General features: G+C 68.8%; 18 protein-coding genes and 3 pseudogenes. 13 read left to right on the top strand and 8 right to left on the bottom strand.

The window, feature by feature from the left end; all coding sequences use genetic code 11:
- Positions 1 to 86: 86 nt before the first annotated feature.
- From CV1CTNOD_RS22055 to CV1CTNOD_RS27480, 4 genes and pseudogenes are all read left to right on the top strand, one after another.
- The gene (locus CV1CTNOD_RS22055; RefSeq protein ID WP_131787922.1) at positions 87 to 1,064 is read left to right on the top strand and encodes an aldo/keto reductase; all 978 of its coding nucleotides are present in this window, start codon (positions 87 to 89) and stop codon (positions 1,062 to 1,064) included.
- Between the two features lie 57 nt (positions 1,065 to 1,121).
- Positions 1,122 to 2,030, top strand: coding sequence for a cytochrome P450 (locus CV1CTNOD_RS22060; RefSeq protein ID WP_207386605.1), 909 nt, complete (start codon positions 1,122 to 1,124; stop codon positions 2,028 to 2,030).
- Between the two features lie 362 nt (positions 2,031 to 2,392).
- Positions 2,393 to 2,887, top strand: a pseudogene (locus CV1CTNOD_RS27475) (sulfatase-like hydrolase/transferase); the annotation flags it as partial.
- 68 nt (positions 2,888 to 2,955) lie between these two features.
- Complete coding sequence (locus CV1CTNOD_RS27480) at positions 2,956 to 3,801, top strand: sulfatase/phosphatase domain-containing protein (protein ID WP_278043969.1); 846 nt, start codon at positions 2,956 to 2,958, stop codon at positions 3,799 to 3,801.
- A 58-nt stretch (positions 3,802 to 3,859) separates the two neighbouring features.
- Here the strand turns inward: CV1CTNOD_RS27480 and CV1CTNOD_RS22070 are convergent, their stop codons facing one another.
- Positions 3,860 to 3,997, bottom strand: a complete 138-nt coding sequence (locus CV1CTNOD_RS22070; RefSeq protein ID WP_278043970.1) for an ATP-binding protein — start codon at positions 3,995 to 3,997, stop codon at positions 3,860 to 3,862.
- Positions 3,998 to 4,135: 138 nt separating this feature from the next.
- On the opposite strand from CV1CTNOD_RS22070, the pseudogene CV1CTNOD_RS22075 reads away from it, so the two are divergent.
- Positions 4,136 to 4,363, top strand: a pseudogene (locus CV1CTNOD_RS22075) (winged helix-turn-helix domain-containing protein); the annotation flags it as partial.
- Positions 4,338 to 5,222 carry a sensor histidine kinase gene (locus CV1CTNOD_RS22080; protein WP_242606921.1) on the top strand — a complete coding sequence of 295 codons (885 nt, stop codon included), beginning with the start codon at positions 4,338 to 4,340 and terminating at the stop codon, positions 5,220 to 5,222. The pseudogene CV1CTNOD_RS22075 and the gene CV1CTNOD_RS22080, both read left to right, overlap by 26 nt.
- A 94-nt stretch (positions 5,223 to 5,316) precedes the next feature.
- On the opposite strand, the gene CV1CTNOD_RS22085 is transcribed toward CV1CTNOD_RS22080, so the two are convergent.
- Positions 5,317 to 5,787 carry a DUF5666 domain-containing protein gene (locus CV1CTNOD_RS22085; protein WP_131787872.1) on the bottom strand — a complete coding sequence of 157 codons (471 nt, stop codon included), beginning with the start codon at positions 5,785 to 5,787 and terminating at the stop codon, positions 5,317 to 5,319.
- A gap of 359 nt (positions 5,788 to 6,146) precedes the next feature.
- On the opposite strand from CV1CTNOD_RS22085, the gene CV1CTNOD_RS22090 reads away from it, so the two are divergent.
- Positions 6,147 to 7,040: a helix-turn-helix transcriptional regulator gene (locus CV1CTNOD_RS22090; protein ID WP_131787873.1), complete on the top strand. Its 894-nt coding sequence runs from the start codon at positions 6,147 to 6,149 to the stop codon at positions 7,038 to 7,040.
- A 120-nt stretch (positions 7,041 to 7,160) separates the two neighbouring features.
- On the opposite strand, the gene CV1CTNOD_RS22095 is transcribed toward CV1CTNOD_RS22090, so the two are convergent.
- From CV1CTNOD_RS22095 to CV1CTNOD_RS22110, 4 genes are all read right to left on the bottom strand, one after another.
- On the bottom strand, positions 7,161 to 8,912 hold the full coding sequence (locus CV1CTNOD_RS22095; protein WP_131787874.1) for a CYTH and CHAD domain-containing protein: 1,752 nt from the start codon (positions 8,910 to 8,912) through the stop codon (positions 7,161 to 7,163).
- A 160-nt stretch (positions 8,913 to 9,072) separates the two neighbouring features.
- The gene (locus CV1CTNOD_RS22100; protein WP_131787926.1) at positions 9,073 to 9,891 is read right to left on the bottom strand and encodes a type II CAAX endopeptidase family protein; all 819 of its coding nucleotides are present in this window, start codon (positions 9,889 to 9,891) and stop codon (positions 9,073 to 9,075) included.
- A 273-nt stretch (positions 9,892 to 10,164) separates the two neighbouring features.
- Entirely contained in the window at positions 10,165 to 11,172 is a 1,008-nt protein-coding gene (locus CV1CTNOD_RS22105) for a cytochrome d ubiquinol oxidase subunit II (protein ID WP_131787875.1), read from the bottom strand.
- Positions 11,169 to 12,626, bottom strand: coding sequence for a cytochrome ubiquinol oxidase subunit I (locus tag CV1CTNOD_RS22110; protein ID WP_131787876.1), 1,458 nt, complete (start codon positions 12,624 to 12,626; stop codon positions 11,169 to 11,171). The genes CV1CTNOD_RS22105 and CV1CTNOD_RS22110 overlap by 4 nt, the downstream gene beginning before the upstream one ends.
- 191 nt (positions 12,627 to 12,817) lie before the next feature.
- Between CV1CTNOD_RS22110 and CV1CTNOD_RS22115 the strand changes: the two genes are divergently transcribed.
- The 3 genes from CV1CTNOD_RS22115 (at position 12,818) to CV1CTNOD_RS25955 (ending at position 17,618) form a co-directional block, all read left to right on the top strand.
- The gene (locus CV1CTNOD_RS22115; protein ID WP_131787877.1) at positions 12,818 to 13,351 is read left to right on the top strand and encodes a BlaI/MecI/CopY family transcriptional regulator; all 534 of its coding nucleotides are present in this window, start codon (positions 12,818 to 12,820) and stop codon (positions 13,349 to 13,351) included.
- The gene (locus tag CV1CTNOD_RS22120) at positions 13,348 to 14,508 is read left to right on the top strand and encodes a M56 family metallopeptidase (RefSeq protein ID WP_131787878.1); all 1,161 of its coding nucleotides are present in this window, start codon (positions 13,348 to 13,350) and stop codon (positions 14,506 to 14,508) included. The genes CV1CTNOD_RS22115 and CV1CTNOD_RS22120 overlap by 4 nt, the downstream gene beginning before the upstream one ends.
- Positions 14,509 to 14,975: 467 nt before the next feature.
- Entirely contained in the window at positions 14,976 to 17,618 is a 2,643-nt protein-coding gene (locus tag CV1CTNOD_RS25955) for a toll/interleukin-1 receptor domain-containing protein (protein WP_242606922.1), read from the top strand.
- Between the two features lie 295 nt (positions 17,619 to 17,913).
- On the opposite strand, the gene CV1CTNOD_RS22130 is transcribed toward CV1CTNOD_RS25955, so the two are convergent.
- A complete protein-coding gene (locus CV1CTNOD_RS22130; RefSeq protein WP_131787879.1) occupies positions 17,914 to 18,450 on the bottom strand; it encodes an HhH-GPD-type base excision DNA repair protein in 537 nt (178 codons plus the stop codon).
- A gap of 163 nt (positions 18,451 to 18,613) precedes the next feature.
- Between CV1CTNOD_RS22130 and CV1CTNOD_RS22135 the strand changes: the two genes are divergently transcribed.
- The 3 genes and pseudogenes from CV1CTNOD_RS22135 to CV1CTNOD_RS27080 form a co-directional block, all read left to right on the top strand.
- Positions 18,614 to 19,192 (top strand): TetR/AcrR family transcriptional regulator, encoded by a 579-nt coding sequence (locus tag CV1CTNOD_RS22135; RefSeq protein WP_131787880.1) that lies wholly within the window; start codon positions 18,614 to 18,616, stop codon positions 19,190 to 19,192.
- A gap of 93 nt (positions 19,193 to 19,285) precedes the next feature.
- Entirely contained in the window at positions 19,286 to 20,065 is a 780-nt protein-coding gene (locus tag CV1CTNOD_RS22140; protein ID WP_131787881.1) for an SDR family oxidoreductase, read from the top strand.
- Between the two features lie 263 nt (positions 20,066 to 20,328).
- Positions 20,329 to 20,568 (top strand): annotated as a pseudogene (locus CV1CTNOD_RS27080) (helix-turn-helix domain-containing protein); the annotation flags it as partial.
- On the opposite strand, the gene CV1CTNOD_RS22150 reads toward CV1CTNOD_RS27080, so the two are convergent.
- A complete protein-coding gene (locus CV1CTNOD_RS22150) occupies positions 20,538 to 21,212 on the bottom strand; it encodes a class I SAM-dependent methyltransferase (protein ID WP_131787882.1) in 675 nt (224 codons plus the stop codon). The pseudogene CV1CTNOD_RS27080 and the gene CV1CTNOD_RS22150 overlap by 31 nt on opposite strands.
- Between the last annotated feature and the right edge of the window lie 148 nt (positions 21,213 to 21,360).

The following is a 21,360-nucleotide window of genomic DNA, read 5'->3' on the forward strand; positions in this document are numbered from 1 at the left end:
TGAGGTCAGTCGCCCGGAGTTCCGATCTCGCATGGGGGTAGGCAGTGACAGTGACTCTTCCTACGACACCGTTCGGCACGACCGGTATGAATATCACCCGGATCGGCTTCGGGGCCTGGGCAATCGGAGGCACCGGTTACGCCTTCGGTTGGGGCGCTCAGGACGACGAGGAGTCCGTGGCCGCCATCCGGTACGCGGCCGAGTCCGGCGTGAACTGGATCGACACCGCGGCCGGATACGGCCTCGGGCACTCCGAGGAGATCGTGGCACGAGCCCTGGCGGGCATCGCGGCGGCGGACCGTCCATACGTGTTCACCAAGTGCGGATTGATCTGGGACGATTCGCAGCCCGCGGGTGGTGCCTTCGCCCAGGTGGGCTCTCCCGGCTCAATCCGGCGGGAGGTCGACGCGTCCCTGCGACGGCTGAACGTCGACCGGATCGACCTCTACCAGCTGCACTGGCCGCCGCAGGACGGCACACCGGTCGAGGACACCGTCGCGACGCTGCACGAACTGCGCACGGCAGGGAAGATCCGGTCGGTGGGCGTGTCCAACTTCGACGTCGAGCTGCTCGAACGCGTCGGGCCGGTGGGTGGTGTGGAGGCCCTCCAGCCACCGTTCTCCGCAATCAGGCGGGAAGCCGCCGCGGAGATCCTGCCGTACTGCGCCAAGCACGACATCGGAGTCATCGTCTACAGCCCGATGCAGTCGGGACTCCTTACCGGATCATGGTCTGCCCAGCGCTCGGCCGGCCTGCCGGCCGATGACTGGCGGCGCAGGTCACCTGATTTCACCGGCGAGCCGCTACATCGCAATCTTGCCCTTGCCGACGTCCTGCGGACCGTGGCGAAACGGCACGAGGTCAGCGTTGCCGCGGTCGCCGTCGCCTGGACCCTCGCCTTCGACGGTGTGACCGGGGCCATCGCCGGTGCGCGCCGCCCGTCCCAGGTCGACGGCTGGATCGCAGCCGCCACACTCGCCCTGAGTGCGGACGACCTCGACGACATCGAGATAGGCATCGACCGCCTCAGCGTCGGCTCCGGGCCGTCCCGACCGACGTGGTGACGAGCACCTTCTGAAGCCTCCGGACACACCGGAGAAGCGGACCCGATAGATCATCAGGTGATCTACCGGGTCCGTCAGATCGCCATCGGGAACCTACGCGGCCGCATCGAGGAGACCGCAGACGAACTCCTGGAGAAGATGGCGGACCAGGAACGGGTCGATCTGGTCGACCATTACGCCAGCCTGCTACCGGTCACGGTGATAGCCGAGATCCTCGGCGTTCCGGTCGACATGCGTACCCAGTTCCTGGCCTGGGGGACCGCGGCAGCGCCGACTCTTGACATCGGCCTGCCCGACCGGACGTACAAGCATGCGGAGAACGCTCTTCGAGAAATCAACAGCTGGCTGCGCGACCATTTCAGGCGGCTGCGCAACAACCCGGGCGAGGATCTGCTCAGCAGACTCGTCCTCCTCGTCGACCAAGGCGAACGCCTGAGCGAGACAGAACTGACCGCGACTGCGCAACTGCTGCTAGCGGCTGGCTTCGAGACGACCGTCAACCTGCTCGGAAACGGCACCGCCCTGTTATTGGCCCACCCCGAACAACGGATGCTCCTGCGTGACGATCCGGCGCTGTGGCCGAACGCCGTCGAAGAAATCCTGCGGTACGAGTCACCGGTCCAGACCACCGCCAGATTCGCTCGCCAGGACACCGAGATATGTGGGTTTCCGATACGCGCCGGGCAACTGGTGACCGCTCTGCTGGGCGGCGCCAACCGGGATCCGGATGTTTTCACCGATCCGGGCCGGTTCGATATCCGCAGGCCCAACGCCCGGGAACACCTGGCCTTCTCCGGCGGCATCCACTACTGTTTCGGCGCCGCACTTGCCCGACTCGAAGGTGAGATCGGCCTGTGCAGACTGTTCGAACGCTACCCGGACCTGATGCCGGCCGGTGAGCCCCGCCGGAGGCCGACCCGGGTGCTGCGCGGCTATGAGGCCTTTCCGATGGCTCTCGGGTCCTAAAAGCTGACCACTCGGTTTGAACCGGATCATCTGGATCGTCTTGCGGCCTGATCTCGACGGCCGGCCGGGAGCAGAGGCTCTCGCGGAGAGATTCGCAGGGAACCCTCACGAAGCATAGACGCCTGTCAGATGTCACGGTGAGATGTTCTGTTCGTCCATCCGACATCCTCGACAGGAGATATCTGGTGTTCGCACCGTATCGACGCCTGAGAACACGTGCCTGTTCTGGCGTGGCCAGCTTGCTGGGCGTCACCACTCTTGCCATCGGCATCATTTCCACGGTGTCGCCGGCACCCGATCCGTCGGGGCCCCCGTCCGTGGCCACGGTGAACGCGGCGGCGAATGACGATCGGCCGAACTTTGTGTTCGTCCTGGCTGACGACCTCGACCAGACTACGTCGCCTTACTGGGAGGCCATGCCATACACGGCGTCCCTGATCCGCGACAAGGGCATGACGTTCACGAACGGTTTCGCTCCGACGCCGATCTGCTGCCCGGCGCGGGGTACCATCCTCACCGGTAAATACGGCCACAACACCGGGGTGCTCACCAACGCCGGTGACGTCGGCGGCTGGGCCACCTTTGCGGCGAACGGCAACGAGGAGAAAACCTTCGCCAGGTACCTGCACGACACCGGCTACGACACCGCTCTGGTCGGGAAGTACATGAACGGGATCGATGACGACCCGACGCACATCCCGCCGGGCTGGTCAGAATGGTACGGAAGCGTCGACAACTTCTTCTACACCGGCTACAACTACGCGCTGAACGAGAACGGCACGATCGTCGACTACGGTGGCCCGGAAAATCCGGCGAACTACTCGACCGATGTCGTCGCCGCCAAGTCCACCGACTTCATCCGACGGGCGGCTGCCGGAGACGAGCCGTTCTTCCTCTACGCGGCCTCCACGGCGCCGCCCTTCCGCTGCCCCCGGCCCCACGGCATGCCGACAACCCGTTCGCCGACGACGCCGCACCGCGGACTCCGAATTTCAATGAACCGGACGTCTCGGACAAGCCGTGGTGGCTCCAACAGAGCGCGAAGGCGCGGTCCGCGCAGTTAGCCGCGACCAACGGCCCGGACTACCGGAACCGGATGGGATCGCTGTACGCCTTCGACGAAATGGTACGGGGCATCGTCGAAACCCTGGGCTCGATCGGTGAGCTGGACAACACCTACCTCGTTTTCACCTCGGACAACGGCTACAACCTGGGCGCGCACCGGCTGATCGGCAAGCAGGCGCCCTACGACGAGTCGATGCGGGTACCCCTGGTTATCGCCGGTCCCGGAATCGAACATGGCACGGACGGGCACATGATCGCCCACATAGGCCTCGCCCCGACCTTTCTTGAGCTGGCCGGGGTGAGCATTCCACCGGACGTCGACGGGCAGTCACTCGTCCCGCTGCTCCATGGTGAGGAACCCGCATCCTGGCGTACCGATCTGCTGGGTCAGTACGCCGGCCCCGGTGTCGACGGCCAGGACGGGATCGCCGCCGAGGCAGTGGGAAAAGCGACCGCTGTCTACCTCGACATACCGCCGTGGAGCGGCCTGCGGACCGCACGGTACCTCTATGTCCGCTGGTATGACCTTGACCGCTCACCGCAGGTCCACGAACACGAGCTCTACGACCTGAACGCCGATCCTTACCAGCTCACCAACCTGCTCGCGACCCCGGCAGGCAAGGTTCAGAACGCGGCCTTGGTCGCCGACCTCGACACGCGTCTGAACGAGCTTGCGACCTGTTCTGGTGCCACCTGCCGGAGCTGAACACGCGCAGAACCGCCGTGGCCGGCACTATTGGCGTGGCCGGCCACGGCGGTTCGTCTCACCCGGGTGATCCCGCCTGGTGATAGGCAGAAAGGTGAATGGGCAACGTGATCCGGACGGTGGTCCCACGTCCCAGGACGCTGGATGCCTCAGCGGTACCACCGTGGGCCGCCGCCACCGCGGCGATGATGGACATGCCCAGGCCGTTGCCGCCGTGCACGCGGTCGCGGCCGTCGGTCGCGCGAAAGAAGCGGTCGGAACGCCCGATGCCGCAGGAACGCTGCGCGCCGGCGGGATGGTGATGGACCTTGGCCGGCGCCGTGCCCGGGCCGACGGCCGGGAGGTCGTGTTGACCGCGACCGAGTTCGACCTCCTGTCCGCGTTACTGCGTCGCCCCGGTCTTGTGCACTCCCGTGAACGGCTGCTGTCGCAGGTGTGGGGCTATACCGCGGCAGCCGGCACACGGACCGTCGACGTCCATGTCGCCCAGATCCGGGCGAAACTGGGTGACGCGAGCCCGATCCGGATGGTACGCGGTGTCGGTTACACCGCCGACGCCTGACCGGCCCCGTCCCCGGGAGGTGGGCTGGCGGTACCGTCGATGGCCGGGATCCCGGCGGTCCGGGCTGGCCTTACGGACAGCTCTGCTGACCACGGCTGTCGCCACCCTGACGGCCGTCCTCACCGGAACGATCTTTCTACGACTAATCGGTGGAACAGCCGACGAACAGGCACGTCGGACGCTGGACAGACAGGCTGAGCTCGTCGCGCAGCTCTATGACCGGCCGGCGAGAGCGGTCGAGTTCAGACCCGGTGCGGTCCGGATACTGGCCGCCCAGCAGATCACCGTGATCCGTGTCGACGGCGAAGGGACGGTGATGTCCAGCTGGGGATCACGGATCGCTCGCAGGGCGGTACTGCCTGCCGACGTCCTCGGCGGGTTGGCGGCGGGAGACACGGTCAGCAGGGTCAGAACGGTCACGGGAGACCGTGTCAACATCGCCGCACGACCGTTGCCAGCCGGGGGTGCGGTGGTGCTGGCCCAGCCCGCCTCCCAGGGCCGGGAACTCAGTGTGCCGGTGTCGCGCCGGCTCACCGTCGCACTCCTCGACGGGCTGGCCGAGAACGCACTGCGGGTCGTGCCGACCGGAGCCCCGATCGTGTTCGCCCTCCGGAAGGAGGGGAAACACGCCGTGATCGAGGTCCGTGACGCAGGGCCCGGCCTCACCGCGGAGGACTGCGCGGTCGCCTTCGAGCGATCCTTGCTCTACGAGCGCTACCGCGGCATCCGCCCGGTTTCCACCGGCCTCGGCCTGGCCCTGGTCGCCGGCCTCACAGCACGGCTCGGCGGCCAGGCCGAGGCCGGGACAGCGCCTGAAGGCGGGGCGGCGTTCACCATCCGGCTACCCACCGCCGGCTGACCGGCCGCCGCACACCCCGCTCTTTCCCGCCCGTGGGCTTCCTGTCCCATGCCTGCGCCGGTTCGGTAGCTGAGCTTGGGAGGTCGGCAGGAAGTCAGCCGGCCAGTACAAACATCCGGACCGCTGAACGGGTCTGTCCGTCGACGTCGGCAACGATTCTGACCGTGTCACCGACCTTCACATCAGAGATCTTCGCTCTGTCCTTGTCGCGGCGCACGATGGTCTCGTCCGTGACCGAGTAGGAAACTCGGTACCCATCGTCACCACGAACGGTAAGTGACGAATCAGATACAGCTGCTACCGTCCCGCGCTGGGCACCGATCGTCCTGTAGCCGTCGTCGGTCCGCGCGACGAACTCACCATGGATGCCCCTGCGGGCCAGCCAGGCACGGCGCGGATGGCCCGGTGACGCATCAGTTGCGGAAGCAACCGCATCGGCTACCACGCTCAGGGACGGCGTGGCAGGACCTCCGGAGTCGGCCAGTGCCGCGGTGGCCAAGCCACCGGCCACAACGACCATGGCGCCGACCACCGCGGCCACTCTGGTTGCCGTTGACCTTCTCATACCCTCACCTCCGCCGACCGCGGCCACCATGGTCCGCGTCACCGACCACACTGCGGATCAGCGGTATGCGTGCGACGAGAGAAACGTCAGGATCGTGTAAGAACGTGCATCCGCAAGGCCGCCGACGTCGACAGGGCCCGGCGGGAGCGCCGGCAAGAGCGGCGCTGAGGGCAGGAACGTTCGATCGGCGAACGGCCTCCGAACGGATCGTCGCCAGGCTGCGGAGGAAGGTCGGATCGGCTCCGGGGAGGCCCAAATCGCAATAAGCCCGATGCTAATACGGGATGATCAGAACGAAGTCACGATGAACAGGTGCCCTCTCGGAGCCAGCGGCCGCGCAGACCGAACCCTCCACTCCGATGACCTCGGACAACACGACTCCGGACAACGCGACTGCGGCACCGGACAGCCCGGCGGACAACAACGTCCGGCAGGAGGCCCGACAGCGGGAGCTCGGTAAGTTCCTCCAGGCCCACCGCGAGCGCGTGCCAGGTCTGCTGCGAGAAAAAGTGGCGGAGTCCTCCGGCCTGCAGCTCGTCTGGTACACCTGGCTCGAGCAGGGACGGGTCCAGGCGTCCGAAGAGGTCGTCGAAGCGGTCGCGCGGACGCTGCGGCTGGACACCGACGCCCGGCGACATGCCCTGGCGCTTGTTGGTCTGCCTGTGGAGATGCCACCGCCACCGCAGCGGCGCTACATCGTCACACGTCTGCTTCAACCCGTTCTGGAAAGCTGGCCGACGAGCCCGGCGCTGCTGCTGGACCGCAGGTTCGACATCATCGGGTGGAACGACGCCTACGCGGCGTTGTGGACGGACCCCGGCCTGGTCGACGAACGGCGCCGCAATCTCATATACCTGCTGATTACCAGCCGCCTGCTCGGGAGCACCCTGCACGAGTGGGAGACGGTGACGAAGGATCTGCTCGCGCAGTTCCGCAGCCAGATCGGCAACGATCGTCACGACGAGCGCACCCGGGAGATATTCGCACTGCTCGAAGTGGAACGGGCCGAGCTGAAGCCATGGTGGGAAAGCCGGTCGGCGCACGGGTTCGCCACCCGGACGGTGACTGTCAACACCGCCACCGTCGGCGAGATCCGGCTGGTCCTGTCCCTGTTCCGCCCGATGGACGACCCGGACTCCGGCATCCTGCTGCAGACCCCGGTCGGCCACGCCGACCGGACACGGCTCCGGCAACTCACCGAGCTACCGGCCCGATGGGTCGGCAACGATCGAACGCGCGGCTTTTACGACTGATAACAACCGGCCGACCCGTGGACCCGAGCCCAAGGGTCGGCCGTCAGACCCGTGGGTCGGCGAGATCCCGCTGACGACTGACGGGACGACGAAGTGGCGGCTGACGGTTACCGTTGGCCATCAGTACAGCCAACGGCGGTGACGCCTGCGGGACGCCTCGGGCCAGAAGTCGATGAAGTCCCGTTCCGCCGTGCGTGCCCGGTATTCCTCCAGGCCCAGCAGGAGCCCGATGGTGAACGCGGTCGTTTCGCCCGCGTCCGCGGCCGACGTCCCCCACTGCCGGAGCAGCTCCTGCGCGACCGTGGCGTCCTGGTGGGTGCCGAGCAGCTCCTGGATCTGCTCGGCCAGCCTGGCGAACGCCACCGCGTCGGGTCCGAAGACCGGTCCGGCCGTCTCGGCCGCGTACCGCAGCCGCTTCGCCTGTTTGCGGGCGCTGTGCAGCTGGACGTCGCGTTCGTGGCCGGGCGGGGTGGCCAGGGCCGCGTTGACCTTGCGGGTCAGCCGGCTGTCGACACGTCCGATCAACCTCGGCAGGACGACCCTGGCGGGCTGTGCCGCAGGTTCTTTCAGCTCCGTCGCAGGCTCCTGCAACAGCCCGCGGACCAGGTCCTTCAGGTCTGCGACAAGTGTCAGGTAACGCTCGCTGCGCAGCATCGCCAGCGCCTCGGTGCGCGCCTGCTCCTGCCCGACGAGCAGCTGGCTGTCGATCACTTCGGCGACCGGGCCGCGCACCAGTTCGGCCGGCAGCGAGGCCACCCGCCCGTCGAAGTACTCGACCATCACCTCGGCATCGCGGGCGGCGGACAACGCGCCGGCCAGGTCACGCAGCTCCCCGTCCAGGTAGGCCGCGCGCTCGGCGTCGAACATGGGCGCGAACGTACGCAGCGTGCTACGGAACCGGCGGGTGGCCACCCGCATCTTGTGGACGGCGTCCGGGACGTCGAGGCGGACATACGGGTCGGCGGCGAGCAGCGCCTCCACCTGGGCGGCCAGATAGGCACCGACCACCTCGCCTGCCGGGGAGCGCAGCCGTAGTTTCCCGGGCGAGGGCAGCACGTCGGATCGTCGCTGCTGCGCCAGTGCTGGGCCGAGGACGCGTGACAGCTTCGAGCTGTCCGGGGACGCTGACGCACCCGCGGCGGTGAGAATCGCGCCGACATCGTCCAGCAAGCTGACATCACCGGCGCCGACACGTTCGACCTCGATCTCGCGCCACTGATTGCGCTCGCGGTCCTCACGCTTCCTGCCCCTGTGGGCCGCCGGCCCCAGGGTCTGGGCGCTGACCTGGTCATCGACCACCTCGGCGAGATCGGCGCCAGCGGCATCCCGGAGCCAGACGGCCGTACGGGTCGTGACCAGACGTGCCACCGGTCGAAGCCGCGCGCCGCGCAGATGGACGCGTACCAGATCAACAAGATCGTCCGGTGGAGTGTGGGCTGCCCCCTCGGCGTGCGTCCCGGTGTCCACAGCGTCCACAGCGTCCACCGGGTTCAAGACGGGACCCGGGCCGGCTACCTGAGCGGCAGCGGACACCTCCGGCGTGGGATTGACAGCCGGTGCTCGGTCGGTTCCGGTCGATCGATCCTCCGTGCCGGTAGGGGCCGCGTCCAGCGGACGCTGGATCTCCTCGCGCTCGCCGGCGCGCAGCGGCAGCTTGAGATGCCAGCCCTCGTCATGCCCGCCCGTCCGGCGCCGAAGGGTGATCCTGTTCTGAGCCAGCCGCAGATCGTCGGAGTCGTAGTAGACGGCCTCCAGCGTCACCCTTTCCGGTTCGCTGACCGCTGTCACTCCTGGCAACTGGCCCAGGGCTGGCAGTACAAAAGCCGGATCAACGGCGAACTTACGTTCCACTTCCTTCAGTCCGCCACCCATGGTCACCCTCCGTCATATCCGCCTCATGTCATCACCGTCTGCGCAATTACCGCCGATACATCGGAATAGCGTTGACTGCGCCCGATGAGCCACAGAGAGATCACTGTTGTTCATCATATGTTAACCATCTGACAGTCCGGAGATTTTCCTCCAGTAATGATCACGACACGGGCAACCAGGAAACCCTGCCAGCCAGCGCGACATAACCGACAAAAGCAACAATGTCGATCAGGGAGTGGGCCGCTACGAGCGGGCCGACCCGCCCCCGACGCTGATAGATCCGGCCGAACAGCAGACCCATGATCAAGTTTCCGGCGAAGCCGCCGAGCCCTTGGTAAAGATGGTACGAGCCTCGCAGCACCGCGCTCGCCACGAGCGCGGTGCGCTCATCCCAGCCAAGCTGGCGCAGCCTCGTCAGCAGATAGCCGACCACGACGACCTCCTCGAGCGCCGCGTTCTGCACCGCGGACAGCACCAGGACGGGGATGCGCCACCACACCTCCGGCAGGCTCGTGGGGACCACGGTCAGGTTCGCGCCGGAGTGCCAGGCGAGCAGGTACAGCCCGAGCCCGCCACCGCCGACGATCGCGGCGAGCCCGGCCCCGAAGCGGGCGTCGCGGGCAGGCCGGCTGCGGTCGAGCCCGATGGCGGCAAGCCCTCCGCCATCCCGGACAAGCAGGTGCAGCGCCAGGAAGGCGGGCACGATCGCGGTCACGATCCCGGCCAGCTGCAGTGCGAGATCGAGCCAGGGGCGTCCCGGAGCTGCCGAGGAGTTCAGCTCGGCGACCTGCTGACGGACCGGCCCGGCAGCGGTCAGATCACCGACGTAGCGGACGACCGCCCACAGTGCGGAGGCCCCCAGCGAAACGCCCAGAACAAGGCACACCTCGTGGGCGAGCAGCCGCCGCCGAGGCCGTGCGCGGCCGGCAAGGTCGCCGCTGCCCTGGTCCGGTGACCCCGGAACTTCAGCCTCCGGCAGCGCGAAAGAAGCATGATCGCGCCGCCCTTGGCCCTCCAGCCCCTCACCGGCTTCCTCGCCGGGCTCGTCCCACGATTTCTCCCCCGGTTCCGCCCCGGGGCCGTTGCCGGCGCGTATGCCGGCGTCCGCCTGCGCTGGTCCCCGCTCGTCGCTGCGTAGCTTCACCCGCCGAACGTAACGGCCCCGGGCGAACCGGCCGGCCGGGACGGCGGCCCCGCACCGATCTCCGTACCCGCGCACCCGGCATCAGCAAGCCGCATCGGTGAATCGGCATCAGTGACGAGTGTCACCGCCTGCGGGTTCCGGGTCGGCGAACACCCTGAACAGCAGGAACAGCGCCGGCAGCAGGACCGCCACCCCGAACCCGATCGCGATCAGCATGGCCCGCAGGTTCTGCGTGGGTGCCGCGGCCGAGACGGCAGCGACCTGCCCGACCACCAGGTCCGGGTACTGGGCGGCAGCCCAGCCCCACAGCACCCCTGCCACCGCGAGGCCCGCCGCCAGCCGCGCCGCGGTGTAGTGACGCCGCCAGAGCAGGACCAGCGCCCCCACCCCACCACACACCGACACGGCCACGAACGGAACACCGCGGGTGGGGAACCGCTCGGCGACCACCGGCGCGTCCCGCCACAGCAACGGCAGCAGCACGACCGCGAGCGCGCCCGCAACCACCGCACCACCCAACGCCCGGCGGCGGAAGCCGGCCACGAGATGCTCGGTCTCGGGCCGCCGGGACGCGTCCCGGCACAGGTACACCGCGGCGAGAAAAGCGGTCGCGGTGACCGCGAAGGCGCCGGACACCAGACCGAACGCGCTGGTGAACGGGGCGGTCGCGTCATCGGGCCGGCCGTCGCCGCTGGCCATAGCGGCACCGCACACACCCAGCATGAACGGCGTGACCGTGGACGCGACCGCGAACACCCGCCCCCACCAGTGGTCGGGGCCGGCCGCTGCGGCACCGTAGGCACGGTAGACGTACGCGGCGCCCCGCAGCACGATGCCGACGAGCGCCAGCGCCATGGGCAGCTCCAGGGTGCTGCCGAGCACGCCGAACGCCTCCGGGAACCCGGAGAACATCGCCACGATCACAAAAATCAGCCAGACGTGGTTCGCCTCCCACACCGGGCCGAGCGCGGACGAGATCAGCGCACGCTGTTCGCCGGCATGCCGTCCGCGGGCGAACAGGTCCCATACTCCTCCGCCGAAGTCGGCACCACCGAGTAGCGCGTATGCCGTCAGCCCGCCGACCATGACCATCAGCAGGGCATCCGCGGCGGTCACCGATCCGCCCCTGCCGGCCGCGCGGGTTCCGCCGGGGCAGCTTCCCTGGCCGCGGGTACGGGATCCGCCGGGACCGCGTCTGCCGAGAGCGCGTCGGCCGAGACGGCGTCCGCTGCTATGGATGCGGTCTCGTAGGCCGGCCCGCCCGTGGCCATCCGCCGCAGGATGAGTACCAGTGCCGTCGACAGTCCCAGATAGAGCAGGAGCGTCCCGCCGAACGCCCAGCCGAGGCCGGGGCTGTGGGTCACCGCGTCCGTCACCAGCATGCGACCGTAGACGATCCAGGGCTGGCGGCCACCCTCAGTCACCTCCCAGCCGGCCAGCATCGCAATCATGGATGCCGGCCCGGTGGCGCTCGCCGCGAACAGCCAGCCCCGGCCAATCGGGATCGCCGGGTGAACCCCACGCCGCCGGCGCCGGAACGCCACCACCGCCACGGCCACGGACAGCCCGACGAGCGCCGTCCCGAGGGCCACCATCGTGTCGAAGGCAAGGTGGACGATCAGGGCGTTCGGGCGTTCGGCCGGTGGGACCGCCGCAAGCCCCGTCACCACGTGGTCACGGCTCCAGCCGGTCATGAGCGACAGCAGGTCGGGGATCTCGATGCCGTGCCGGACCTCTCCGGTCACGTCGTCGTAGATGCCGCCGAGCGTCAGCGGCGCATGCGACCGCGTCCGGTACAGGGCTTCCATCGCGGCCAGCTTCACCGGTTGCTGCTTCGCGACCACGCGTGACGCCCAGTCGCCGACGATCAGCTGAAGCGGAGCGCAGGCGAGCACCGTGACCAGGCCGACGCGCAGACCGCGGCAGTGGTAGGCGTCCCGGCGTCCGCGCAGCATCCCGACCGCGTACACCCCGGCAACAGCGCCGCCGGTGCACATCAGCGCCGCAAGCAGCATGTGGACCACCTGTGCCGGGGTGGCCGGGGTCAGGAAGGGCGCGAGCGGCTCCGCGCTGACGACCCGCCCGTCGACCTCCCGCACTCCGCGAGGGACGTTCATCCACGCGTTCGCGGTGATGATGAACAGGGTCGACAGGGTGCCCGCGACGGCGATCGGGAGCATCGTCAGCCAGTGGGCCCTGGGGGACAGGCGCTTCCACCCGTAGAGGTAGAGGCCGATGAAAACCGCCTCGATGAAGAACGCGAAGCCCTCGAGGGTGAACGACAGGCCGAGCGCTCCGCCGTAGCGGGCCATGAACGCCGGCCACAACAGGCCGAACTCGAAGGAGAGGACCGTTCCCGACACCGCGCCGACCGCGAACATCACGGCGAAGGCCCGTGCCCACTTGCGGGTGAGGGCGAGCCAGACCGGGTCGCCCGTCCGGATCCAGCGACGTTCGGTGTAGAGCAGCAGCCAGGGCATGCCCACCCCGAAGACCGCGAAGCAGATGTGGAAGGCCAGTGAGAACGCGGTCTGCCCACGAGCAAGATCCGTGGACGCGGCGAGGATCATGTGCAACCCCTCCTGCCTACCGTCCGTGCGGACGAAGGACCATGCCGGGAAGCGATCTTCTATGCTCTGTAGAACTTCTACGCTTTGTAGAATACGGGACGCCGGCCCGCGGGATCGCACGACCAACCTGGATCACAACCGGACTCCCGATCAGGGCACAGAACTCCGTGGCATGTCGTACAGTGAGATACATGGCGCGTCTCGGTGACCTTGAGCGGTCAGTCATGGACGTGCTGTGGGACGTTGACGTCTGGTTGACCGCGCGCGAGGTGGCCGCTCGGCTCGACCACGAACGCGACCTTGCCTACACCACGGTTCTCACGGTGCTGGAACGCCTCGAACGCAAGGGCTTCGTCCAGCGGGAACGGGCGGAACGCGCCCACCGCTACCGGGCGTCAAGCAGCCGGGACGCCGTCGTGGCCGAGGCCATGCTCGCCGTCCTGGACACCACCGAGGACCGCAGCTCGGCGCTGGTCCGTTTCGTCGGTTCCGTATCCCCGGCCGAAGCCGAGATCCTGCGCAGGGCGCTAGCCCCGACGCCAGGCGCCGAACTCGGCTACACCGGTCCGACCATCCGTCCGACCGACCTCGCAATCGACGAGGGAACCGGCGAACCGGGACGCACCGGCGCAGGGGTCACCCATACCGGCGACACCGTATCGGGCACGACACGCGCACATACCGAACCACCGTCTGCGGGCAGAGGTACTGTTCACCCGCTATGACGACCGCGGCCATCCTCTCCCTGTTCGCGGGCGCGCTCGCATGGCCGGTTCCACGACTGCTCGCCGGAGCTCACTGGCCGTCCCGCTGCCCGCGATCGGCGATCGTGCTGTGGCAGGCGATCGGGCTCGCCGGCGGTGTGTCAGCGCTGCTCGCGGTGATCGCATTCGCTTTCGCGCCGCTTTCCGCCGATCTGCCGGTGGGCGTGCTCGACCATGCCGGTCATGTGGCCGCCGGCGAACCCCTCGCCGGGCTCGGCTGGATCAACGTGATCGCGCTTGGGGTGGCGTCCGCGCTGGCCGCCCGGTTGTTCGGCGTCCTCGCCCTGTCCACCGCGCGGACCCTGCGGCATCGTCGCCGCCACCGCCACCTGGTCGACCTGGCCGGTCAGGACCACGGCGGGCACAACGACGTAGCTGCGGCGTCGGAAGGGCTGCCAGGCGCCGGGGCATGCCAGCCGCCACACGGGTTGCCCAACTGTGCCGGAAGCATCCACCGCCGCGGACGGCTTCGTGTCCTGGACCATCCTGTCGCGGTCGCCTACTGCCTACCCGGCGTGCGCCACACCCGGGTCGTCGTCTCCAAAGGTCTGCTGGCGGCGCTCGCCGAGGACGAGCTGGAGTCCGTCCTCGCTCACGAAGAGGCCCACGCCCGCGGCCGGCATGATCTCGTCATCCAGCCCTTCATAGCCTGGCAGCAGACCTTCCCGTTCCTCCCCCCGGCGCGCGATGCGACCGCCGCGGTGTCACTGCTGGTCGAGATGCTCGCCGATGACACCGCCGCCCGCCGCACCAGCTGCCAGACCCTGGCCCGGGCGCTGGCCCGGCTCGGGGTGGCCCGGTTCCCGGTACCGGCGGGAGCGGTCGGCATCACCGGAGTGTTCCAGCGCGGGACGGTGAGTCCACAGCGGACGACCGGTCACACCAGGGTGCTGCGAGTAAGATTGTCAAACAGGGGACGCGGCAGCGGCAGGAGTGGCATGACGGACCACCTGCTTGCCGAGCCTGCCCGCTCCTCCCCGATCCACACCCCGGTGATCGCGCGCATCTCGCGCCTGCTGGATCCCTCACACCGGGCACCGCTGTGGGCGCATGCCGCGATCTACCTCACCGCCGCCGCCATCTGCGCCTTCCCCGCGTTCGTCCTGCTGGCCATCTGACCCGACACGATCTGGGCCCGACACGACCTGGGCCCGACACGACCTGAGCCCGACACGACCTGAGCCCGACACGACCTGAGCCCGACACGACCTGAGCCCGACACGACCTGGGCCCGGCCAGGACAGGGCCGGTCAGGTCTTTGCGGGACGGCCGGCTGGATGCGGAAGAAGGTCAGGCGCCATCCCGCCCGCGACCGGCCTTCCCTCTGTCCGGCCCGACTGGCCGGGGAAAGCAGGGCCTGGCCCGTAGCGGATTCCCGGCCCGGACGATCGGCCCTCGGTCGCCTGCTCCAGGAGCCTGACGCGAGCCGGAACCCTCCTGTCCAGGTCAGCGGCAGTCCGGTTCCCACCGTCGTTCCCCGCTCCGACCCGATGCTCACCCCTGCTACGGGCACGCGGCGGGCACGGCCGATGCCGGTTGATTGGCCGGTTTCCGATACTTTGGGTGACAGTGGCATTCTGTGTGGGTGACCGAAGGGAGTAGCGAGGTTACCGACCCAGACTTTTTTGTGTCGTACACCGGGGCGGATCGGGAGTGGGCGGAGTGGATTGCCTGGACGTTGGAGGCCGCCAGCTACCGGGTAGTGATCCAGGCATGGGATTTCACTGCGGGGACGCACCTCGTGGAGAAGCTGCACAGGGCGACCGAGCAGGCGCCCCGGACGGTGGTGGTGCTCTCGGCGGCCTATCTGACCTCGGTGTCCGCAGCGCCGGAGTGGCAGGCGGCATGGGCGGCGGACCCGTCGGGGCGAGCGCGCAAGCTGTTGGTGTTCCGGGTGGAGGAATGCGACCGTCCGGGCTTGCTGGGCCAGATTGTCTCGGTGGATCTGTTTGGGATCACCCAGGATGCGGCGCGGCACATGGTGGTCGCCGCCGCTGCGGGTGAGCGGGGGAAACCCGCCACGGAACCAGGGTTCCCCGGTGCTCTGGGCGGTGCGGGGGCGACGGTGGGCGGTCCGGTGTTCCCACCGGATCTGCCGCCGGTGCGGAATGCGCCGCCGCTGGCGCAGCGTGCCATCCGTGAGTCGCTCAGCGCAACGATGGCAGATCAGATCGCGGTAGCGGTACGCCGCCGCTGGGAAGCGGAGGTGGAACTGCGGCGAGTCAACGACCCGTACACGATCCCGGTACGGTGGGAGGCGGCCGAGGAAGCCTTGGTCACGGACTGGGCAGTGCTGCAACGAGCAGCCTGTTCGGCAGGTTGGCCGGAGCCGGACCGGGCGTGGTGGGCACCAGGACCGGCGGCGTTAGCCGGCGGCGGGGACCACATCGCCGGGCTGCTCGCTCGGGTGCCGACCGGCCGGCTGCTGGTGCTCGGCGAACCGGGAGCGGGCAAGACCATTCTGATCGTCCGGCTGGTGTTGGACCTGCTGGCCCGCCGCGCCCCGGGTGGGCCGGTGCCGGTGCTGGTGCCGCTGGCGTCCTGGGATCCGACCCGAGAGCACCTGTGGGACTGGTTGGAACGCCGGCTGTGCCTGGACCACCCTGCGCTGCGAGCGCGGGTGACCGGGACTCGGCGGGGGGTGAGCTGGGCACGGGCGCTGTGGGACGCTGGCCTGTTCCTGCCGGTGCTCGACGGCTTGGACGAGATCACTGAAGCGGCCCACGGCCGTGCGCTCGCCGAGTTGAACAAGGCGCTGCGGCCCGGGGTCGGGCTGGTGCTCACGGCCCGCACCGGCCCGTACCGGGCGGCGGTCAGTCCGGATGACGGGGCGCCCGGGGTGCAGCTGTCCGGCGCCGCCGGTATCCAGCTGTGTCCGCTGGACGCCGGTGTGGTCGCCGACTACCTGCGAGCCGCGGCGGGCGGGCCAGCCGGGCGGGCCCGGTGGGGTCGGGTGCTGGATGTCCTGACCGATCCGGCACACCCGGTGGGGCAGGCGCTGACCACCCCGCTGATGGCCACCCTGGCACGGACGATCTATACTCCGCGGCCCGGCGAGCCAGCCACCGGCCTGCCCAACCCTGATGATCTCCTTGGCCCCGGGCTCGCGAGCCGGCAGGCGGTCGAGCGGCACCTGTTCGACGGGTTCCTCCCGGCGGCCTACCGGCCCCATCCCGACCCGGCGTTGCGCTGCCCCTGGAAGCCGGCCGATGCGCAGCGCTGGCTGGTCTTCCTCGCCGGCCACCTCGAACACCGCCTGGGTGGCACCACCGACCTGGCCTGGTGGCAGCTGCGCACCGCCGCTCCCCGCACCTTCACCGGGCTCGTCGCCGGGGCAGGGAGCGGGGCAGCGGCTGCGCTTCTCAGCGGGTGCCTGCTCGGGCCTCTGGCCGGGCTCCTGACCGGGCTCCTGGGCGGGCTTGCGTTCGGCATCCCGGCCGGGTTCGTGGAGGGACCGGACCGGCCTGCCCAGGGACTGCGCTGGTCACTCACCCGGGGCGGGCTCGCGGCCACGCTCCTGGTCGGGCTCGTGTTCGGGCTCGCGATCGGGCTCGCGGGCGGGCTCACGATCGGACTCACCGCGGGGCTCACAGTCGCGCTCATGTTCGCGCTCACGGTCGGGCTCAGACCTCGGCCAGGGGAGCCGACAGAGGCCACCACCCCACACACCATTCTCGGCCAGGACCGCAGCACCTTCCGTAACGTCCTGCTTGCGTTCGTGCTCACGGGCGGGCTCACGGGCGGACTCCTGGGCGGGCTTGCAGCCGGGCTCACGATCGGGCTCACGAACGGGCCCACAGGCGGGCTCACGAACGGGCTCACGGTAGGCCTCCTATCCGGGCTTGCGATCGGGTTCACGAATGGGCTCGCGGCCGGGCTCGCGGTCGGACTCGCGGCCGGGCTCACGATCACGCTCACGAATGGGCTCGCGAATGGGCTAACAACCGGGCTCACGGTCGGGTTCACGGTCGCGGCCGGACTCACGGTGGGGCTCGCGACCGGGCTCGTGATCGGGCTCGCGGCCGGGCTCGCGGCCGGGCTCTCCCGGACCACGTGGGGATGGTTCGCTGCCGCCCGGTGGTGGCTAGCTTTGCGAGGTCAGCTGCCGTGGCGGTTGATGCGTTTCCTCACCGATGCGCACCAACAGCGGGGAGCGTTGCGGCAAGCTGGAGCGGCCTACCAATTCCGCCACGCGGAGCTCCAACGGCACCTCGCCGGGCGGCTGTGATCTGCTATCGCACCGTTCTCGATCTCCATGCCACTTGATGCCATCGCTACCCGCAAGTGTTCGTTGGTTCCCCGGGCCCCACTGTCACATCTTCCAGGTAGGGACGTTACGGACTGCATCATAAGCGTCCCAAACGTCCTCGGCTGGCGGCAGGGACGCCTGGTCATCTGATCGACGCTTTTCGTCACCGGAACCAGACAGATGACGAAGAGGGGATCAGCACGTGGAGCTACTGTCATGAGCAGGGAGGCGCAGGTCTTCGGCCTGGTGCGGTTCGACGGCGAGGGCCGGCAGGTCACAGAGATCGTGCTGGCGTTCGAGAACGCGCACGCCGCCGACCGCCACGCCCGGCAGGCCGGCTGGGCGGAGTACGCGGTAGAGTCGGTACGCTTCCCCGCCGCCGTCCGCCCCCGGGCCACCAACCGCCACCCCGTCCCCGTTGCTGCGGGCCGGACCCCGGCAGCGCCGACACCCACTTCAGCAGTTCCTTGCCGTCGCCCGCGGTCGTCCATACCCGCGCGGCGTCGCCGTCGTAGGTGTCCACGACGATCCGGCACAGCGCCTGCACCCGCTTGGCCATCGATCCGGGGAACCGGTGCAACGCCGGCTGCTGTGAGAAGACCGCACCCAGCTTGTCCGGATCGAAGTCCGCCAGCTCCTCGGCGTCCAGCCCCCGGCCGAGCCGCCGGGTCAGCTCGTAGGGCGCCGCGAACGCCCACTCCAGTGGGATCTGCTGGTCCAGAACCATGCCGATCAGGAGCGCCAGCGGATCGTTGGTCAACAGCTCGTCCGCTTCGGCGATCTGACTCAGATGCAGTCCTACGCCGACCACCGTAGCGGGCCGCGAACGAACGGCTCAGTGGGTTCTCACGCGCTCGTGCCCGGAGCAGCCCAGACCGCGGTGGCCGCTCACGCAACAGGCCCCCGCCGGCTCGGGCTGGCCGCCGGGCGTCAATTTTTGACCTGGAGTTCCATTTCCGTCTATGGTGACGGGCATGGCTCGAGGCAAGGCGTTCGATCCGGACGTCGCGGTCGACACTGCGATGGAGGTCTTCTGGGCCAACGGGTACGCCAACACCACGCCGCAGCAGCTCGTCAACGCGCTCGGAATCGGCCGGGGCAGCCTCTACAACGCTTTCACCAGCAAGCGCGCGCTCTTCGAGCGGGCACTGTGTCGCTATCACGAGCGCGAGGCGATGCGGATCATCCAGGTCCTGGACGGGCCAGGTCCGCCCCGGGAACGCCTACGGGCTGCTCTCGGCCTGGTCGTGGCCGCCGCCCTGTCGGACGACGAACGGCGCGGCTGCATGATCGCAAACGCGGCGGTCGAGTTCGCCGATGGGGACGAGCTGATAAACCACCTGGTACGCCGGACCTTCGACCGGCAGGAGGCGGCCTTCCGCAGCACCATCGAGGAAGGCCAGCGGGCCGGCGACATCGATCGGGCAGCCGACGCCGGGGCGCTGGCCGCTCTCTTCCTCGCCACGATCAACGGCGTCCGGGTCCTGGGGAAGGCTGATCCGAATCCGCAGCGGCTCGCGGGACTCGCCGACACCGCCTTGCGGTCCCTGTAGCCAGCAATCCGGGTAGCCAGCGATCCAGTCAGGAGTCCCGACAGGGCCGTCGTCCACAATAATTTTGTACCTCAAGGTAAAGAAAAGAGTGTTATGGATCTTCAGCTTGCCGGCAGGACCGCGGTCGTCACCGGCGCCAGCAAGGGCATCGGACTGGCCATCGTGCGCACACTGGCCACCGAAGGAGTTCGGGTAACCACGGCAGCACGGAATGTCACACCACAGCTCGCCGAGCTCGGTGACGCCGTGACGCAGGTACCGGTGGATCTCACCACCCCGGCCGGGGCCGATCTCCTCGCCGCCCGGGCCGGCCAAACCGACATCCTCGTCAACAACCTCGGCGGCGTGACCGACGACAGCATGTGCGCCCAGGGTTTCCTCGCGATACCGGACGAGTCCTGGCGGCAGACGTTCGAGCTGAACCTCTTCAGCACCGTCCGGGTCACCCGAGCACTCCTGCCGGGTCTCCTGGAGCGGCGGGGGGTCGTTATCACCATCTCCTCGATCGGCGCCCGGGCCGCGTTCCAGCCGGTCGACTACGGTACAGCCAAGGCGGCACTGACGAATCTGAGCAAGGCACTCGCCGAAGAATTCGGTGGCCGTGGGCTCCGGGCACTGACGGTCAGCCCGGGCCCGACCCGAACCCGTAACTGGACGGAAGCAGATGGATATGCGGGCAAACTGGCCCGGGTAAACGGGGTGACGCTGGACGAATTCCTCGCCGAGGTGCCGGCACGGATGGGCATCACGACCGGCCGGCTCACGGAGCCGGAGGAGACAGCCGCCCTGGTAGCTTTTCTGGCATCACCACGGGCCGGGAATCTCACCGGTGCCGACTACATCGCCGACGGCGGTGTCCTGAAGGCCGTCTGAGCCAATCCGGCCGGGAGTGGGCCACCGAATCCGGCTCAGCCTTCGGCGGCCCGCCAGCGCACGCCGTGCCCAGAAAGGAAACCCAGGAACAATTCCGGGTCGAATGAATCTTTTCCATCTTGGCTTGGCTAATGTCAGGAACACAATCCGTTGATGAGGCCATCCAGCCCTTGATCGAACGTTGTCGGCCCGGCCGGCAGAAATAGAGAAGCCCTCGGTAGATCACAGGGTGTCTATCCGCTGTTCCCCGACCGAGGACTCCGTTGTTAACCTACCCCGGCGTCATCCACCTGCCCTCCTCGACCCTGGCCTTCCTCACCGACCTGCTCCAAGCCCACCGGGATCAGCTGAGCACGTGGCGGAAGCTGTCCGCCCGCGACCAGGCCACGCTCGTGCTGGCCCACCTGCGCAACGGCGACACCTACACCCGGCTCGCCGACGGCTTCGAGGTAGGCGTGGCCACCGTGTTCCGCTACATCCACGAGGCCGTCGGGCTGCTCGCCGAGCTCGGTCTGCGGGCCAGGAGGCATGCCTGCTGGAACCTTTCCGTCGCGTCAGGCTCGCGCAGCAACCGGGCGACCTCGACAAGCCCGGCCTGGCGTACCAACTCGGCGACACGGTCAGGCGACCACCGGTAGGCGAGCGACACCGCATGGTCGAACGCCTGCGCCAGGCGCCGAGGCTCGTCGCCGGCATAGAAGGCGAGCAGCAGGTGGCCGCCCGGGGCCAGCACCCGGTGAAACTCGGCGAACACTGCCGGCAACCGCTCCGGTGGTATGTGAATGAGGGAGTATCGGGCGACGATGCCGCCGAGAACGCCGTCCGGCAGGTCCAGTGCGGTCGTCGAACCCTCGTCGAACCGCAGACCCGGGTGCGACCGCCGGGCCAGTGCGACCATCGCCGGCGACAAGTCGACACCGAAAGCGGTCAACCCGAGAGAGTGCAGGTGCACCGTCACATGGCCGGGGCCGCAGCCGAGATCGGCGACCGGCCCGGTACCGGAGGCCTGCACGAGTTCGGCGAAAGCGGCGAGTAGCGCACGGTCCAGCGGCTTGGCCTCCAGCGCGGCGCTGAAGCGCTCGGCGTACTCGACGGCGACGGTGTCGTAGGCCGTCCGGGTGGTGCGCAGGTAGGACGGTTCGGTCATGGCCGAGGACAGTAGTCCGCTGACCGCAACTGACACTCTGCCGGCACACCCACGCCCACAATGTGGGCGACCAGCCAACCCGTACGGACTGCTGCGGACCATTTGCGGACCGGGAAGCCCGCTGAGAGACGAAACCGCAGGTCAGCAT

The organism is Protofrankia symbiont of Coriaria ruscifolia (assembly GCF_900634745.1).
Lineage (GTDB): Bacteria > Actinomycetota > Actinomycetes > Frankiales > Frankiaceae > Protofrankia > Protofrankia californiensis.